At 66.3% G+C, this 15,514-nt stretch carries 18 protein-coding genes; 11 read left to right on the top strand and 7 right to left on the bottom strand.

Annotated features, from left to right (window positions below; genetic code table 11):
* Positions 1–2 precede the first annotated feature (2 nt).
* Positions 3–1,337, bottom strand: a complete 1,335-nt coding sequence (locus tag P0652_RS08795; RefSeq protein ID WP_284178407.1) for a dihydroorotase — start codon at positions 1,335–1,337, stop codon at positions 3–5.
* 64 nt (positions 1,338–1,401) lie between these two features.
* Here P0652_RS08795 and ygfZ point away from each other — a divergent pair, with 64 nt between their 5' ends.
* From ygfZ to P0652_RS08750, 9 genes are all read left to right on the top strand, one after another.
* The gene (gene ygfZ / locus P0652_RS08790) at positions 1,402–2,310 is read left to right on the top strand and encodes a CAF17-like 4Fe-4S cluster assembly/insertion protein YgfZ (protein ID WP_284178406.1); all 909 of its coding nucleotides are present in this window, start codon (positions 1,402–1,404) and stop codon (positions 2,308–2,310) included.
* Positions 2,311–2,374: 64 nt separating this feature from the next.
* On the top strand, positions 2,375–2,725 hold the full coding sequence (locus P0652_RS08785; RefSeq protein ID WP_284178405.1) for an ArsR/SmtB family transcription factor: 351 nt from the start codon (positions 2,375–2,377) through the stop codon (positions 2,723–2,725).
* Between the two features lie 46 nt (positions 2,726–2,771).
* The gene (locus P0652_RS08780; protein WP_284178404.1) at positions 2,772–3,428 is read left to right on the top strand and encodes an HD domain-containing protein; all 657 of its coding nucleotides are present in this window, start codon (positions 2,772–2,774) and stop codon (positions 3,426–3,428) included.
* Positions 3,428–3,952, top strand: a complete 525-nt coding sequence (locus P0652_RS08775; RefSeq protein ID WP_284178403.1) for a tyrosine phosphatase family protein — start codon at positions 3,428–3,430, stop codon at positions 3,950–3,952. Before P0652_RS08780 ends, P0652_RS08775 begins: the two co-directional genes overlap by 1 nt.
* A complete protein-coding gene (locus tag P0652_RS08770; protein WP_284178402.1) occupies positions 3,949–4,929 on the top strand; it encodes an NUDIX hydrolase in 981 nt (326 codons plus the stop codon). The genes P0652_RS08775 and P0652_RS08770 overlap by 4 nt, the downstream gene beginning before the upstream one ends.
* Positions 4,930–4,990: 61 nt before the next feature.
* Positions 4,991–5,245 (top strand): exodeoxyribonuclease VII small subunit, encoded by a 255-nt coding sequence (locus P0652_RS08765; RefSeq protein ID WP_284178401.1) that lies wholly within the window; start codon positions 4,991–4,993, stop codon positions 5,243–5,245.
* Positions 5,246–5,347: 102 nt separating this feature from the next.
* On the top strand, positions 5,348–6,268 hold the full coding sequence (locus P0652_RS08760; RefSeq protein ID WP_284178400.1) for a pirin family protein: 921 nt from the start codon (positions 5,348–5,350) through the stop codon (positions 6,266–6,268).
* Between the two features lie 67 nt (positions 6,269–6,335).
* Entirely contained in the window at positions 6,336–8,249 is a 1,914-nt protein-coding gene (dxs, locus tag P0652_RS08755) for a 1-deoxy-D-xylulose-5-phosphate synthase (protein WP_284178399.1), read from the top strand.
* 47 nt (positions 8,250–8,296) lie between these two features.
* Positions 8,297–8,977, top strand: coding sequence for a DUF2161 domain-containing phosphodiesterase (locus P0652_RS08750; RefSeq protein ID WP_284178398.1), 681 nt, complete (start codon positions 8,297–8,299; stop codon positions 8,975–8,977).
* Positions 8,978–9,009: 32 nt separating this feature from the next.
* Here the strand turns inward: P0652_RS08750 and P0652_RS08745 are convergent, their stop codons facing one another.
* Positions 9,010–9,744 (bottom strand): superoxide dismutase, encoded by a 735-nt coding sequence (locus tag P0652_RS08745; RefSeq protein WP_284178397.1) that lies wholly within the window; start codon positions 9,742–9,744, stop codon positions 9,010–9,012.
* Between the two features lie 119 nt (positions 9,745–9,863).
* Between P0652_RS08745 and P0652_RS08740 the strand changes: the two genes are divergently transcribed.
* Together P0652_RS08740 and P0652_RS08735 are read left to right on the top strand one after the other, a co-directional pair.
* Positions 9,864–10,595 (top strand): TlyA family RNA methyltransferase, encoded by a 732-nt coding sequence (locus P0652_RS08740; RefSeq protein WP_284178396.1) that lies wholly within the window; start codon positions 9,864–9,866, stop codon positions 10,593–10,595.
* Positions 10,592–11,842 carry a class I SAM-dependent RNA methyltransferase gene (locus P0652_RS08735; protein WP_284178395.1) on the top strand — a complete coding sequence of 417 codons (1,251 nt, stop codon included), beginning with the start codon at positions 10,592–10,594 and terminating at the stop codon, positions 11,840–11,842. The genes P0652_RS08740 and P0652_RS08735 overlap by 4 nt, the downstream gene beginning before the upstream one ends.
* Positions 11,843–11,850: 8 nt before the next feature.
* Here P0652_RS08735 and P0652_RS08730 read toward each other — a convergent pair whose 3' ends face one another.
* The 5 genes from P0652_RS08730 to P0652_RS08710 all read right to left on the bottom strand — a co-directional run bounded on the left by P0652_RS08730 (position 11,851) and on the right by P0652_RS08710 (position 15,513).
* Positions 11,851–12,048, bottom strand: coding sequence for a hypothetical protein (locus tag P0652_RS08730; RefSeq protein ID WP_284178394.1), 198 nt, complete (start codon positions 12,046–12,048; stop codon positions 11,851–11,853).
* A 48-nt stretch (positions 12,049–12,096) separates the two neighbouring features.
* Complete coding sequence (locus P0652_RS08725) at positions 12,097–12,744, bottom strand: SOS response-associated peptidase (RefSeq protein ID WP_284178393.1); 648 nt, start codon at positions 12,742–12,744, stop codon at positions 12,097–12,099.
* Positions 12,745–12,754: 10 nt separating this feature from the next.
* Positions 12,755–13,768 carry a magnesium transporter CorA family protein gene (locus tag P0652_RS08720; RefSeq protein ID WP_284178392.1) on the bottom strand — a complete coding sequence of 338 codons (1,014 nt, stop codon included), beginning with the start codon at positions 13,766–13,768 and terminating at the stop codon, positions 12,755–12,757.
* An 87-nt stretch (positions 13,769–13,855) separates the two neighbouring features.
* On the bottom strand, positions 13,856–14,731 hold the full coding sequence (locus P0652_RS08715; protein WP_284178583.1) for an SDR family oxidoreductase: 876 nt from the start codon (positions 14,729–14,731) through the stop codon (positions 13,856–13,858).
* Positions 14,732–14,760: 29 nt separating this feature from the next.
* Positions 14,761–15,513, bottom strand: coding sequence for a crotonase/enoyl-CoA hydratase family protein (locus P0652_RS08710; RefSeq protein ID WP_284178391.1), 753 nt, complete (start codon positions 15,511–15,513; stop codon positions 14,761–14,763).
* Between the last annotated feature and the right edge of the window lies 1 nt (position 15,514).

The following is a 15,514-nucleotide window of genomic DNA, read 5'->3' as shown; positions in this document are numbered from 1 at the left end:
CCTCAGGCCGGGAGCGCATCGCCGAAGACAACCGGCTCGCCTTGCGACGGCCCGGTGAGCTCGCCCTGCCACATCACGCGGTGACCGCGCACGAACGTGCCGACCGGCCAGCCGGTGACAGTCTTGCCGTCATAGGGCGTCCAGCCGCATTTCGAGGCGATCCAGGCATGGGTGATCGTCTCGCGGCGCTTGAGATCGACGATCGTGAAATCGGCGTCGTAACCAACGACCAGCCGGCCCTTGCGGGCGATATTGAACAGCCGCGCCGGACCATGCGCCGAGAGATCGACGAAACGCTCGAGGCTGAGCCGGCCGGCATTCACATGGTCGAGCATGGTCGGCACCAGCGTCTGCACACCGGTCATGCCCGAATGCGAGGCCGGATAGGCATGGTGCTTCTCTTCATGCGTGTGCGGCGCATGGTCGGAGCCGAGGATATCGACCACGCCATTGGCAATGCCCCACCAGAGGACGTCCTGATGCGCCTTGTCGCGCACGGGCGGGTTCATCTGGGCGTAGGTGCCGAGGCGCTCGTAGCATTCCGGCGCGGCCAAGGTGAGGTGATGCGGCGTGACCTCGATCGAGGCGACATCCTTGTGGTCGACCAGCCAGCGGATCTCGTCGCCGGTCGAGACATGCAGCACATGGACGCGCTTTCCCAGGCGGCGGGCCAGCGTCACCAGCCGCTTCGTGGCAAGCAAAGCCGCCTCCACATCGCGCCAGACCGGGTGCGAGGCGGGGTTGCCGGGTTCACGCAGGCCCATCCGTGCGCGCAGCCGGGGCTCGTCCTCGCAATGGAACGAGGCGCGCCGGGTGATCTGCTTCAGAATGCGGGCGAGGTTTTCGTCATCCTCGACCAGCAGGTTGCCGGTGGAGGAACCGATGAAGACCTTGATCCCCGCCGCGCCGGGCAGCTTTTCCAGCGCCGGGATCTCTTCGATATTCTCCGCCGTGCCGCCAACGAAGAAGGCGTGGTCGCAATGCATGCGGTGATGCGCGGCCGAGAGCTTGGCGGCCAGCGTTTCGGCGCTCGTCGTGTTCGGGTTGGTGTTCGGCATCTCGAACACTGCCGTCACCCCGCCGAGCACGGCCGCGCGCGAACCGGTTTCCAGATCTTCCTTGTGGGTCAGGCCGGGCTCGCGGAAATGCACCTGCGTGTCGATCACGCCCGGCAGGATGGTGAGGCCGCGGCAATCGACATCCGTCGCCGCCTGGCCGGTGCCGATGGCGCCGATCGCGGTGATCACACCGCCGACGATGCCGATATCGGCATGCCCCCGCCCTGCCGGCGTGACCAGTTCGCCCCCGTGCAGCACCGTATCGAACCTTGCGGCCATGGCTTTTCCCTCCGGCGTGACGACAGGGCTTGCTCGCCCTGCCAACCGGACTTATCTGGCTCGCATGAGTGAAACAAGCCCCGTGCCGGAACCGGCCAGCCGCTTCGCCTGCCTGCTCTCCGACCGGGCCGTGCTGGCCGTGTCCGGTGCCGAGGCCGCGCATTTCCTGCACAACCTTCTGACCGCCGAGATCGAGGGACTCGCTATCGGCAAGGGCGTGCCCGCGGCCTTGCTGACGCCACAGGGCAAGATCATCGCCGACATGCTGGTCTTCAATGCGAGCGATGACGAGCCAATGTACCTGATCGATGTCGCGGCCGGGCTGGCAGATGATCTCGTCCGGCGGCTGACCCTCTACCGGCTGCGCAGCGCCGTGGCGATCGACCAGCTGGGCCCGGAAATCGGCGTTGCCGTCATCGTCGGCGTGCCTGCCCCGGAAGGCGAGCTGCATTACGGGTTCGATGACCCGCGCGATGGAAAGCTGGGCGCCCGCCTGATCGGCCCGCGCGAGGTGCTGGCAGCGCTGCTGCCGGCCGGGCTTGCCACCGGCGAGGAGGCCTATCACGCGGCGCGAATCAGCCTTGGACTGCCCGAATGCGGCAAGGATTACCTCGCGCTAGCGGCCTTCCCGCACGAGGTCAATCTCGACCAGCTGGGTGGCGTGGCCTTCCGCAAGGGTTGCTATATCGGCCAGGAGGTGGTGAGCCGGATGGAGCATCGCGGCACGGCGCGCACCCGCACGATGATCATCGAGATGCTCAACGGCTTCAACGTGATGGGCGGCGCGGAATGCCGGGCCGGCGATCGGGTGCTGGGAACCGGCGGCGAGTGTTTCGGTGCCCGTGGCCTTGTTCCGATGCGGATCGACCGGCTGGAGGAGGCGCTGAAGGCCGGCGAGGCGATCACACTGGGCGGCGTTCCCGTGCGCGTTATCCGGCCCGGCTATGCCCGTTTTTCGGTCGAAATGGGATAAATTTCCTCGACCCTTGAAGCCTTCTGAATTCGTGATATAACGCGCCTGTTTCAGGAGTTGTATTATGAATGTTTCATCATTGCTTGATTTCTTGACCCATCATGGCGAAGACGCCGAAGGGCTGCTGGCGATCCTCGCCAACCGCCGCCGCCTCGTGATCCTCTACAACCTTGTTCTCGAAGGCGAACTCGCCGTCGGCGAGCTTGTGCGCAGGCTGAACATCGCCCAATCGGCGCTGTCGCAGCATCTCGCGCTCATGCGGGCCGCCGGCATCGTCAGCACCCGTCGCGAGGGGACGACGATCTTCTACTCCCTCACCGACGAGCGGACGCGGGCCATGCTGTCGGCCATCCGTGATGTGCTGGGCCCCCGGGAAACCGGCCGGCCCTGCGACGACGTCCGGCTCGCCAGCTGAGCACGATCCCCTTGCCAGTTCGGAGGGAGCGCGGCACATCAGGAGCATGACAACTCCTTCTGCGCCGCGTCGTTCCCCCCGCGCTCCCGTCACCCCCCGGGCCTGGCAACGCATGTTGTCCGGCCGCCGGCTCGATCTGCTCGATCCCTCGCCGCTCGATATCGAGATCGAGGATATCGCGCATGGTCTGGCACGGGTGGCGCGCTGGAACGGGCAGACGCTCGGCCCGGAAATCTTCTCCGTGGCCCAGCATTCGCTGCTCGTCGACCATCTCGCAGGCCGGCTGGCCCCGCAGGCCGGGCGCCGCACGCGGCTCGCCGTGCTTCTGCATGACGCAGCCGAATATGTGATCGGCGACATGATCTCGCCCTTCAAAGCGGTGATCGGCGATGCCTATCGCGAGACGGAGCGCCTCGTGCTGGATGCGGTGATGCGGCGCTTCGGGTTGCCGGCGCCGATGACCAAGCTTGCGCAGGATCTTGCCAAGCGGGCTGACCGCGCCGCCGCCTATCACGAGGCGACGGGGCTGGCCGGTTTCGAGCCGGGCGAGGCCCAGCAGTTTTTCGGCGCGCCGATGCCGCTGGATGCGCAGGCCCGCGCCCTGCTCGAGCCCTGGCCGGTCGGGCGGGCCGAGGCGGCGTTTCTTGCACGATTCCGCATGCTGGACCTGCCCGGCCCCCTGCAGGATGAGGGGGCTGCCTGATGCCGGTGATCCATGTCTGCGCCTGGCGCCTGCTGAACCGGAAAGTGGCCGAGACCGATGCCACCGGCGTGGTGACGCTGATCAAGAATATCGGCCAGGTGGAACGGCCGCCCGGCATTGCGCCGGAGCGGCATCTCAGGCTCGATTTCGCCGACATTACCGAGCCGCGCGAGGGCGAGGTTATGCCCGGCACGGAGCATGTCGCGCAGTTGCTCGGCTATTTCCAGGCGTGGGACCGTAGGGCGCCGCTGGTCGTGCATTGCTATGCCGGGGTGAGCCGCTCGACCGCCGGCGCCTTCATCGCGGCCTGCCAGTTGCGGCCGGACCGGGACGAGGCGGAATGGGCCGGCGAGATCCGCCGCCTGTCACCCACGGCGACGCCGAATGCCCGGCTTGTGGCCCTCGCCGATGCCGCACTGGGCCGGAACGGGCGGATGATCCGCGCACTGGAGACGATCGGGCGCGGTGAGGATTGCTTCGACGGCGTGCCCTTCGCCCTCGACCTGTCACATCGCCAGCCATGATCGCGACAGGGGGCTCCGGCATCGAGATCAACCTGACGGCGGTTATCCTCGCCATGCGCGGGGACGACCCGGTTGTCTATGCCTCGAGCCTTGGGGCGACGATGCCGCCCGGCCTGCCCTCGGGCCCGTTCGATCCCGGCCGGCACCGCACCCTGGAACTCGGGCTGCGCAGTTTCGCGCAGGAACAGGCCGGGCTCACGCTCGGCTATGTCGAGCAGCTCTACACATTCGGCGATCGTGGCCGCCTGCTGCCCGAGGGCTCAGGCGAGGCGGCGGCGCCGCATCTCGTCTCGATCGGCTATCTCGCGCTGACCCGCATGGCGGCCGGTGCCGCCCAGCGCGAGAATTTCCTGCCGCTCTACACGTTCTTTCCGTGGGAGGACTGGCGCGGCGGGCGGCCGGACATCCTTGACCGGGTGCTGCTGCCAGCCCTTGAACGCTGGGCCGGCGAAGGTGAGGCCAGCAGCGATGCGGAGGGGCGCGGCCTCACGCGCCGGGAGCGGCTGGCCTTGTCCTTCGGCGTCGACGGCACGCCTTTCGACGAGGAGAAGGTGCTGGAGCGCTACGAACTTCTCTATTCGGCCGGCCTTGTCGACGAGGCCCGGCGGGACCGGCGGCAGGCCGCAATGCCGGATCGCCTGCGGCTCGGCCAGGTCATGCCCTTCGACCACCGCCGCATCGTCGCAACCGCGCTCGGCCGGCTGCGGGGCAAGCTGAAATACCGGCCTCTCGTGTTCGAACTGATGGCCGACCAGTTCACACTGACCGACCTCCAGCGGAAGGTGGAGGCGATTTCCGGTCATCATCTGCACAAGCAGAATTTCCGTCGCCTCGTCGAAACCGGCGGGCTGGTCGAGCCGACCGGCGAACAGACGACGACGAAAGGCCGGCCGGCAGCCCTGTTCCGGTTCCGGCGCGAGGTCCTGCGCGAGCGGCCTGCGCCCGGGCTCCGGCTCAGCGCGCGCGGCAGCGGCTGAGTTTCGTGGAAAAGCGGCGTCGAGAGTTGCCTCGGCCGGGGGATGGACTAGGGTGGCGATCATGAATCAGGATCTGCCCGCCGATATTGCCGCCCTGCCTTTCGAAAAGGCGATGACCGAACTCGAGGCCATTGTCGGCGAGCTTGAACGCGGCGATGTCAGCCTCGAAGCTTCGATCGCCAAATACGAACGCGGCGAGTTGCTGAAAAAACGCTGCGAGGCGCTGCTGCGCGAGGCCGAGATGCGGATTTCAAAGATCCAGCTCGGGCCGGATGGCAAGCCCGCGGGCGCCGCGCCGCTCGATCCCGAGCGCTGAAGCTGGCAGCGCCGTTGCGTCACAAGCCTGTCATCGGCCCTTTCCAGACAGGCGGCCGGCCGCCATCTTTCCGGGGGTCCGGACCCTGACGAGGAGGCTCTCATGTCCCATCTGCCGAGTGATGATCCCGAACCCGGTGATGCCCGGGCCTGCGCGGCCATCGAACAGGTGATCGTGCCGCGCGTGAGCGATCTCGGCGGCTTCCAGGTGCGGCGCGCGCTGCCCTCGATCGGCAAGAAGATGATCGGCCCCTTCGTGTTCTTCGACCAGATGGGCCCGTCGGAATTCCTGCTTGGGCAAGGGCTGGATGTGCGCCCGCACCCGCATATCGGCCTATCGACCGTCACTTACCTTTTCGATGGTTCGATCCGGCATCGCGACAGTCTCGGCGTGGTGAAGGATATCACGCCCGGCGCGCTGAACCTGATGACGGCGGGGCGCGGCGTCGTGCATTCCGAGCGGAGCAGCCCGGAGGCACGGCAGGCCGAGACGCGGCGGCTCTTCGGCATCCAGCTCTGGGCGGCGCTGCCGGCGGCTCTGGAGGAAACCGACCCGGCTTTTATCCACCATACCGAAGGCGAATTGCCGCGCATCACCGGCGAGGGCAAGCGTGTGCGGCTGATCATGGGCGCAGCCTACGGCGAGGAATCGCCGGTGCAGTACCCGCATCCCGCGCTCTATGCCGAGGCCATGCTGGCGCCTGGTGCGATCCTGCCGCTCGATGACGATTACCCCGAGCGGGCAATCTATATCGTCTCGGGCGAAATCGACATTGCGGGCGATGTTTTCCGCCCCGGCCAGCTCCTGGTCTTCAAGCCGGGCGACCGCATCTCGATCCTGGCGCTCAGCCATGCGCGCGTCATGATTATCGGCGGCGATGCGATGGATGGCCGCCGGCATATCTGGTGGAATTTCGTGTCGTCGCGCAAGGAGCGGATCGACCAGGCCAAGGCGGACTGGGCTGCCGGCCGGTTCGACAGTGTGCCCGGCGAGAGCGAATTCATCCCGCTGCCAAAGGCTTGACGCCTCTGCTCATTGACGTTCAGCCGCAACCCGATAGATGAGGCGGCTGATAACCGGAGGCTTTCCCTTGGCGGCTGACACCCCCCTGCTGGACATGATCGTGACGCCCGAGGACCTGCGACGGCTGGACCAGAGCCAGTTGCGGCAGGTCGCCGATGAATTGCGCGCCGAAACGATCGATGCCGTGTCGGTGACGGGCGGGCATCTCGGCGCCGGGCTGGGTGTGGTCGAACTGACCGTGGCGCTCCATCATGTTTTCGATACGCCTCACGACCGGCTGATCTGGGATGTCGGACATCAGGCCTATCCGCACAAGATCCTGACGGGCCGTCGTGACCGGATCCGCACCCTGCGGCAGGGAGGCGGGCTTTCCGGCTTCACCAAGCGCAGCGAGAGCGAATACGATCCGTTCGGTGCGGCGCATTCCTCGACGTCGATTTCCGCCGGCCTCGGCATGGCCGTTGCGCGGGATCTCGCCGGCGGGAACAACCATGTCATCGCGGTGATCGGCGATGGCGCGATGTCCGCCGGCATGGCCTATGAGGCGATGAACAATGCCGGGGCGATGCATTCGCGGCTGATCGTCATCCTCAACGACAATGACATGTCGATCGCGCCGCCGGTGGGGGCGATGTCGGCGTACCTGGCGAGGCTGGTTTCCGGCCGGACCTACCGTTCGCTCCGGGAGGTTGCGAAGCAGCTTGCGCAGAGGTTGCCGAAGTTCTTCTACGACAAGGCCCGCAAGACCGAGGAATTCGGCCGCGGCTTCTGGACCGGCGGTACCCTGTTCGAGGAGCTCGGCTTTTATTATGTCGGGCCGATCGACGGGCATAATCTGGATCACCTGCTCCCCGTCCTGCGGAATGTCCGCGACAGTGATACCGGGCCGGTGCTGATCCATGTCGTGACGCAGAAGGGCAAGGGCTATGCCCCGGCCGAGGCCAGCGCCGACAAATATCACGGCGTGGTGAAGTTCGATGTCATCACCGGGAAGCAGGCCAAGCCGCCCTCGAATGCGCCCAGCTATACCAAGGTCTTCGCGCAGAGCCTGATCCGCGAGGCCGAGCGGGACGACAAGGTGGTGGCGATCACCGCCGCCATGCCCTCAGGCACCGGGCTGGACCTGTTCGGCGAGGCTTTCCCACAGCGCACCTTCGATGTCGGCATCGCCGAGCAGCATGCCGTGACTTTCGCCGCGGGGCTGGCAACCGAGGGCTACAGGCCGTTCTGCGCCATCTATTCCACTTTCCTCCAGCGAGGCTATGACCAGCTGGTCCATGACGTGGCGATCCAGAACCTGCCGGTCCGCTTCGCGATGGACCGGGCCGGGCTCGTCGGCGCTGACGGGCCGACCCATGCGGGCGCGTTCGATCTCGCCTATCTCTGCTGCCTGCCGAACATGGTGGTGATGGCGGCGGCGGACGAGGCCGAACTCTGCCATATGGTGGCGACGGCGGTGGCGCATGATTCGGGCCCGATCGCCTTCCGGTATCCGCGCGGCGAGGGTGTCGGTGTGGAAATGCCGGAGCGCGGCGAGATCCTCCCGATCGGCAAGGGCCGGATAATCCGAAAGGGCAGCCAGATCGCGCTGCTCTCGCTCGGCACGCGCCTGCAGGAAGCGTTGCTGGCGGCGGACGAACTGGAAAAGCTCGGGCTTTCGACCACGGTCGCGGATGCGCGCTTTGCCAAGCCGATCGACACGGCGTTGGTGCGCGATCTCGCCCAGGGCCATGCGGTGCTGGTGACGATCGAGGAGGGCTCGGTCGGCGGGTTCGGGGCGCAGGTGGTGCAGTTCCTTTCCGATGAAGGCCTGCTCGATGGTGCATTGCGGTTCCGCTCGATGGTGCTGCCGGATTGCTACCAGGATCACGACAAGCCGGAAAAGATGTATGCCGAGGCGGGGCTCGATGCGAAGGGCATCGTGGCGAAGGTGCGCGAGGCACTCGGCCAGGCCGGCGCGAGCACGGCCGTGCGGGCCTGAGATCGGCCGGCTTTCTCGAATCAGCGCAACGGGTTAGGCCATGAGTCATGGCCGAAACCGATCTCTACCGACCGATCAAGCTGTTTCTCGAGCGGCAGGGCTATGCCGTGAAAGGCGAGGTCCGCGATTGCGATATTGTCGCGGTGCGCGGTGACGAGGCGCCCGTCATTGTCGAGATGAAGACAGGCTTCTCGCTGCCGCTTTTGCTGCAGGGCGTCGACCGGCAGGCCATGAGTGATGCCGTCTATCTCGCCTTCGGCCCACCGAAGCGGCGCCAGAAGGGCGATATCGTGAAGCTGTGCAAGCGGCTTGGCCTCGGTGTGCTGGTGGTCACGGGCGATTTCGTCGAGCCCTTGGCCGACCCCCTGCCCTACCAGCCGCGGCGCAACGCTCGGCGCACGACGCTGCTGCTGAAGGAATTCGCCCATCGCGTCGGCGATCCGAATATCGGCGGAAGCACCCGCCGGCCGCGCATGACGGCCTACCGGCAGGATGCGCTGCGGATCGCCGCGCTGTTGGCCGGGGCAGGCGCAACCAAGGTGGCCAGCCTGCGCAAGCAAACCGGCGTTACGCGGGCAGCGGCGATCCTGCAGGATGATGTCTATGGCTGGTTCCAGCGCGAGAGCCGGGGCGTCTATGGCCTGACGCCGAAGGGGCTCGGGGCGCTTGACCAGTTTGCCGAGGCGGTCGCGGCCTTGGGGAGCCCCGGCCCGGCACGTCAGGAATAGGGCCTGCCCGGCGGGCAGGCCCTGAAGGCGCCTCAGATCGCCAGCTTGCCGGCCTTGGCGGCGGCATAACGCTCGCCGATCTTGGTCCAGTTGGCGACATTCCACCACGTGTTGAGATAGTCGGCACGGCGGTTCTGGTACTTCAGGTAATAGGCATGTTCCCAGACATCATTGCCGAAGAGCGGCATCAGCCCGTCCATCATCGGGTTGTCCTGGCCCGGCTTCGAGGCGAGGGCGAGCTTGCCGTCCTTGTTGACGGTCACGAAGACCCAGCCCGAGCCGAAGAGGCGGCCACCCGCGCCGTTGAAATCGGCCTTGAGCTTGTCGAAGCCGCCGAGATCACGGTCGATCGCAGCCTTCAGGTCACCCATCGGTTCCTTGGCGCCGCCCGGCGTCATGATTTCCCAGAACATCGTGTGGTTGGCATGGCCGCCGAGGCTGTTCTTGGCGCCCATGCGGATGGCTTCCGGCAGTTCCTGCCACTTCGCCAGAAGCTGGCTGACCGGGGTCTTGCCGATCATCGCGTGATCCTTGGCGAAGTTGTTGAGGTTGGTGATGAAGGCGCCGTGATGGCGCTGCGAATGGATCTCCATCGTCATCGCATCGATATGCGGCTCAAGCGCGTTGTAGGCATAGCCGAGCTTCGGCGTGGCGAAAGGCCCGGCCGGTGGCGTGGCGGCCTGGGCATAGACGCGATGCGTGGCCGGCAGCGTGAGCGCGACAGCGGAGCCAGCAAGGAAAAGGCGGCGAGAAAGGGTCGAATTCATTGTGTCTCTCCAGAAAATTGACCGGAGAATTCGAGGGCAGCGGAGGGCCGTTCCCGAATTCCCTTGTCCTGTTACCCATGGCGCCGCATACCGGATGCCGAACGAGGCGACGTTTTTTCATGGCCCGGCAGCGGATCGATCATTTGCTTGTTGAAAAGGGATTTTTTGCCACCCGCAGCCTGGCCCGCGCGGCAATCGAGGCCGGGCTGGTGGTCGCGGATGGAAAGCGCGTCGACAAACCCTCCCGGCTTTTCGAGAGCTCGGTCAGCCTTTCCGCCGAGCGCCCCTTTGCTACCGTATCCCGCGCCGGAGAGAAACTCCGCGCCGCGCTTGATGCCGCCCCCTTCGATCCGGCAGGGCATGTCGCGCTTGACCTCGGCGCCTCGACCGGCGGCTTCACCGACCTGCTGCTCCAACGGGGCGCGCGCCGCGTCTATGCCGTTGATGTCGGCCATGGGCAGTTGCATCCGCAGCTGGCTGCCGATCCCCGCGTCGTCAATCTCGAAGGGCTGGATGCACGGCAGGTGAGCGAGGCCGAGATTCCCGAACCGGTCGACCTGCTGGTGGCCGACCTGTCCTTCATCGGGCTGGCCAAGGCGATTCCCGCCGGGCTGGGGCGACTCCGGCCGGGTGGCGGCCTGATCGTGCTGGTCAAGCCGCAATTCGAGGCGGGCCCCGGCGCGGGCAAGCATGGCGTGATTCGCGATCCCGCGGTGCATCGGCGCGTGCTGGACGAGGTTGAAGCCGCCCTGACCGGGCTCGGCATCGAGGTGCTCGCCATGCTGCCCTCGCCGATCACCGGCGGCGACGGGAATCAGGAATTCCTGCTGATCGGACGGAAATCGCCATGAAGGAAGCCCGCCTTGTCGTGGAACGGATCGGCAATCGCGGCGATGGCATCGCCGTGCATGAGGGCGTGAGCTATCCGCTGCCCTATGCCCTGCCGGGCGAGTCGGTCCGTGCGATGGTGGGGGAAGGCCGCGCCGACATATTGTCGCTCGATCCGTCCAGCCCGGAACGGGTGGCTCCGCATTGCCGGCATTTCGGCCAGTGCGGCGGCTGTGCCCTCCAGCATTGGTCGCCGGAGCCGGTTGCGCTCTGGAAGCGCGAGCGCATCCGCCATGCGCTGGAGCGCGTGCGGATCGAGACAGCGATCGCCCCGACGCGGGATGCGCATGGCGCCGGCCGGCGCCGCGTGACACTGCATATCCGCCGCAACGAAGGGCCGGATGGCATCGCCATTCTTGCCGGCTTCATGAAGGCGCGGAGCCACCAGCTGGTCGATCTCGATGCCTGCCCGTTGCTGGTGCCAGCGCTTGCGCCGGTGCCCGACCTTGCCCGGCGGATCGGCCATGTCCTGCGCGGCTTCAACAAGCCGCTGGATCTGCAGGCCACAGCCAGCCTTGACGGGCTGGACCTCGACCTGCGCGGCTCCGGTCCGCTGCCAGAGGCCTTGCGCCAGAAGCTGGTCGGCCTTGCCATGGAAACCGGGCTTGCGCGGTTGACCCTGCATGGCGAGAGGCTGATCGAGCCGCGCCCGCCCCGCGTGGCGATGGTCGACCAGCCCGGCATGACATTGTTCGTGCCGCCAGGATCGTTCCTGCAGGCAACGGCCGAGGCCGAGGCCAAGCTGGCGGGTCTTGCCGGCGGCATTCTCGTGGGTACGAAGCATCTGGCGGAGCTGTTCTGCGGGCTGGGCCCGTTCGGCCTGCGACTGGCCCGGAAGATGAAAGTGACCGCCTTCGATTCCGACCGACCCGCCATCGAGGCCTTCCAGCGCTCGATCCGGGCCAATCCCGGTGGCAAGCCCGCCGTGGCGGAAGCGCGGGACCTGTTCCGCCGGCCGCTCTTCGCGCCGGAGCTGAAGCCCTTCGATGCGGTGCTGCTCGATCCGCCCCGGCAGGGTGCCGAGGCCCAGATCCGCGAGATCGCCAAGTCCCGGATCGGTCGGGTGGCCTATGTCTCCTGCGATCCGGAGAGCTTCGCCCGCGATGCGCAGGTGCTGGTCGCGGCAGGATTCCGGCTGACCGGCGTCACCCCCGTCGACCAGTTCCGGCATTCGCCGCATGTGGAGCTGGTGGCAGGCTTCACGCGGTAACGGGCGGGTCAATCCCCGCCACCGTCGCCGCCGCCATCGCCGGAATCAGTGCCCAGCCCGGTATGCCCTCCGGCTTCTCCGCCGCTGCTGCTGCCGCTGTCGCGGCGGTCGCGGCGATCCTTTTCGCGCCGCGGCCTGCTTAGCGCCCAGATCAGGATGATGCCGAGGCCTGAACAAGCGAGAATGATCAGGACTTGATCGGTCATGGCGTCCCTCCAGGTGTCCGGTCCACTCGGCAGGTTCTGCCCTTCGATCTACAGCAAGCCCGGCTCGTCCGCGCCGACCTTCGTGATCGGTACCAGTTCCAGCGCGTCATCGGCCAGCGGCCGCATCATGGCTTCCACAGCCTCGCGCGGCGTTTCGGCCGAGAGCCAGGATTCGAACGCGGCGGGTTCAAGAATGACCGGCATCCGTTCGTGAATCGCCGCGATGGTGGCATTGGCCGAGATGGTGAGGATGGCGGCCGTCTCCAGTTCGGAACCGTTGGGGCTCTGCCAGCTTTCCCAGATGCCGCCAAGGGCGAGCGGGCCCTGCATAGGCCGGCGGATGAGATAGGGCTGCTTCTTCCGCCCCTTCTCGTCCAGCTTGTGCCATTCGTAGAAGGCATCCGCGAGGAAGACGCAGCGCCGGCGGCGGATGGCGTTGCGGAAAGAGGGCTTCTCGAAGGCCGTCTCGCCGCGTGCGTTGATCAAAAGCGGGAAATCCTTCTCGTCCTTGACGAAGCCGGGAATAAAGCCCCAGCGCACGAGGGCGAAGCGCCGCTCCCCCTGTTCGAGCCGGAGGATCGCCACCGGCTGGGTGGGGCGGATATCGGTGCGGGGCGGGAAATTCGGCTGGTCCCGATAGCCGAAATAGGCCCGGACGGCTTCCGGCGGCAGCGTCAGGGCGAAGCGGCCACACATGGCACCGCGCTCACAGCCAGCGTTTGATCTTGAAGAAGAAATAGGTGCAGACAGCCGAGAGGACCATCAGGCCGAGGGCCATCGGATAGCCGAACTGCCATTCAAGCTCAGGCATATTCTTGAAGTTCATGCCATAGGACGACGCGATCAGCGTCGGCGGCAGGAAGACCACGGCCGCCACCGAAAAGATCTTGATGATCTTGTTCTGCTCGAGGCTGACAAGGCCCAGCACGGCATCGAGCAGGAACTGGATTTTCTGGGAGAGGAACGTGGCGTGGTCCTCAAGCGATTGCAGGTCGCGCAGAGTCGTCCTTACATCGGCCCGCAAATCATCCGGCAAGGTCGCGCCGGCGGTATTTGCGCTGAGGAAAAGAAGCATGCGCTCGATCGAGACAAGGCTTTCCCGGACTTTCGAGATCCGGTTTCCTTCCATCCCCATCGTGTTGAGCGTCTTGCGGAAGGTCTCGACGTCGGCACGCCTGGCGGTATTGGCGTCAAACACGGCGGAGGAGGCCTCGTCGATCCGCTCGCCGGTCAGGCGGAGGATCTCTGCCGCGCGGTCGATCACGGTCTCGAACAGCGCGATGAGCATGTGATCGCCGGATGGGGTGCCGGCGCCGGGCCGAGCCATCCGGTTGATGAACATCTGGAACGAGCGCGGCTCGTCATAGCGGACCGTAACGAGCGTATGATCCTTCAGGATGAAGGAGATCGGCGCGAGGGTCGGGCTTTCCGTGCCGGACTGGCAGAGGATGCGCGCCGACATGTACCGCACCCCGTTTTCCACATAGAGCACCTCGGAGGGCTCGATGTTGCGGGTTTCCTCCCGCGTCGGGATCTCGATGCCGAGCGCCAGTTCAACCCGGCGATCCTCCTCGCGCGTCGGCTCGACCATGTCGATCCAGATGGCTTCCGACGGCACGGGATCACCCGTCCCAAGCGCGCGACGCTCGAAGCTGCAACGCTCCTCGCGACGACGCACCGGGTCGGTTTCAGCTCCCTGCGGGAGATGGATGATGATCATGCCGGCCCCCGCCTCACGCTGCCGTTTCTGCCGCTATCCAGCCGATCCGGGCGCTGGAGGCAAGGGGGAATCGTGCCGCTTTCCCGCTTATTTCAGCGGGCCATAGGTGGCACCGGCCGGCGGCGGGATATCGTCGGGAACAAAGAAATCCGGCGCCAGAGGCTGGGTCGGATCAACGCGGTAACGATCGAAATCCGTAACGCCTTCGCCCGCCAGGAACGTATCGTCGATGATGAAATTCCCGGTGAAACTGCTGGCATCCTTGGTGAGGATGACATGGGCCGCATCGGCGAGGATATCCGGCGAGCGGCTGGAGCGCATCAGCGCATCGCCGCCGAGAATGTTCTTCACGGCCGCCGTCGCGATGGTGGTGCGCGGCCAGAGCGCGTTGACGCCGATCTTGCCGCGCGTTTCCCCGGCAAGGCCGAGCACAACGAGGCTCATGCCGAACTTCGCCATGGAATAGCCGGTATGGCCAGCGAACCATTTCGTCTTCATGTCGAGCGGCGGCGAGAGCATGAGAATATGCGGGTTCGCCGCCTTGACGAGATAGGGCAAGGCCGAGCGGGACACGAGATAGGTGCCGCGCGCATTGATCTGGTGCATCAGGTCGAAGCGCTTCATCTCGAGGGCCGCGACCGGCGCGAGATTGATGGCGCTGGCATTGTTGATGACGATATCGATGCCGCCGAAATGCTGCGCGGCCTTGGCCATCGCGGCTTCGACCGCAGCATCCTCGCGGATATCGAGCTGGAGCGGCAGCGCCTTGCCGCCGGCCTTCTCGATCTCCTCCGCTGCCGTGAAAATCGTGCCTTCGAGCTTCGGATGGGCTTCCGCCGTCTTGGCGGCAACGACGATGTTGGCGCCGTCGGCCGCCGCGCGCAGGGCAATGGCGAGGCCGATGCCGCGCGAGGCGCCGGTGATGAAGAGGGTCTTGCCCTGCAGGCTGGTGGTGGTGGTCATGGCGTCGGTTTTCACGGCGATCCCCGCTTTCAGGATTTCGGTTTGGACAGGAAGGCCTCGAAGGCGGCGCGCGCCTCGGCCGAACCCAGACGCTGGGCGAAGGCTGCGGCCTCCTCGTCAATCCGGGCCAGCAAAGCCTCAGGATCACCCCGCATCAGCCGCCGCGAAATGGCGACAGCCTCGCGCGGCTTGGCGGCAATGCGCGCGGCGACGGCGAGAGCCTCCGTCTCGATATCACCGCTGGCAACAACCCGGTTGACGAGCCCGGTCTCGCGGGCGCGGGCGGCATCGAAGCGCTCGCCCATGACCAGCATCTCGAAGGCGAGGCGCTGGCCCATCAATTGCGGCACGATCAGGCTGGATCCGGCTTCCGGCACGAGCGCGAGATCGACGAAGGGCGTGGCGAAAATCGCGCGCTCGGAGGCGAGGGCGTAGTCGCAATGGAGGATCATCGTGGTGCCGATGCCGATGGCACCGCCATCGACCGCGGCGACCAGCGGCTTCTGGTTGGCGACCAGCGCGCGCAGGAAGCCGAGGATCGGGCCGCCGAGGCTGCCGCTCATGGCGAAACCGATGAAATCCTTGATGTCGTTGCCCGCACAGAAGATGCCAGGCTGGCCAAGGATGAGGATCGCACCAAGCCCGGGATCCGCATTGGCGGATTCGATGGCTTCGGTCAGCGCCGTATACATGGCGCCGGTCAGGGCATTCTTTTTCTCGGCCCGGTTGAGGGTGAGCACGAGGACGGCGCCCTCATGGCGCGCGAGCACAGGTTCGGACATG

The organism is Rhabdaerophilum sp. SD176 (assembly GCF_030143245.1).
Lineage (GTDB): Bacteria > Pseudomonadota > Alphaproteobacteria > Rhizobiales > Beijerinckiaceae > Rhabdaerophilum.
Note: the sequence above shows the minus strand (reverse complement) of the source record. Positions and strands in the feature narration are given on the sequence as shown.

Bases quoted from the DNA above. Each gene is read 5' to 3' on its own strand.
- P0652_RS08795 (WP_284178407.1), bottom strand. From the start codon at position 1,337: ATGGCCGCAAGGTTCGATACGGTGCTGCACGGGGGCGAACTGGTCACG.
- ygfZ (WP_284178406.1), top strand. From the start codon at position 1,402: ATGAGTGAAACAAGCCCCGTGCCGGAACCGGCCAGCCGCTTCGCCTGC.
- P0652_RS08785 (WP_284178405.1), top strand. From the start codon at position 2,375: ATGAATGTTTCATCATTGCTTGATTTCTTGACCCATCATGGCGAAGAC.
- P0652_RS08780 (WP_284178404.1), top strand. From the start codon at position 2,772: ATGACAACTCCTTCTGCGCCGCGTCGTTCCCCCCGCGCTCCCGTCACC.
- P0652_RS08775 (WP_284178403.1), top strand. From the start codon at position 3,428: ATGCCGGTGATCCATGTCTGCGCCTGGCGCCTGCTGAACCGGAAAGTG.
- P0652_RS08770 (WP_284178402.1), top strand. From the start codon at position 3,949: ATGATCGCGACAGGGGGCTCCGGCATCGAGATCAACCTGACGGCGGTT.
- P0652_RS08765 (WP_284178401.1), top strand. From the start codon at position 4,991: ATGAATCAGGATCTGCCCGCCGATATTGCCGCCCTGCCTTTCGAAAAG.
- P0652_RS08760 (WP_284178400.1), top strand. From the start codon at position 5,348: ATGTCCCATCTGCCGAGTGATGATCCCGAACCCGGTGATGCCCGGGCC.
- P0652_RS08750 (WP_284178398.1), top strand. From the start codon at position 8,297: ATGGCCGAAACCGATCTCTACCGACCGATCAAGCTGTTTCTCGAGCGG.
- P0652_RS08745 (WP_284178397.1), bottom strand. From the start codon at position 9,744: ATGAATTCGACCCTTTCTCGCCGCCTTTTCCTTGCTGGCTCCGCTGTC.
- P0652_RS08740 (WP_284178396.1), top strand. From the start codon at position 9,864: ATGGCCCGGCAGCGGATCGATCATTTGCTTGTTGAAAAGGGATTTTTT.
- P0652_RS08735 (WP_284178395.1), top strand. From the start codon at position 10,592: ATGAAGGAAGCCCGCCTTGTCGTGGAACGGATCGGCAATCGCGGCGAT.
- P0652_RS08730 (WP_284178394.1), bottom strand. From the start codon at position 12,048: ATGACCGATCAAGTCCTGATCATTCTCGCTTGTTCAGGCCTCGGCATC.
- P0652_RS08725 (WP_284178393.1), bottom strand. From the start codon at position 12,744: ATGTGTGGCCGCTTCGCCCTGACGCTGCCGCCGGAAGCCGTCCGGGCC.
- P0652_RS08720 (WP_284178392.1), bottom strand. From the start codon at position 13,768: ATGATCATCATCCATCTCCCGCAGGGAGCTGAAACCGACCCGGTGCGT.
- P0652_RS08715 (WP_284178583.1), bottom strand. From the start codon at position 14,731: ATGACCACCACCACCAGCCTGCAGGGCAAGACCCTCTTCATCACCGGC.
- P0652_RS08710 (WP_284178391.1), bottom strand. From the start codon at position 15,513: ATGTCCGAACCTGTGCTCGCGCGCCATGAGGGCGCCGTCCTCGTGCTC.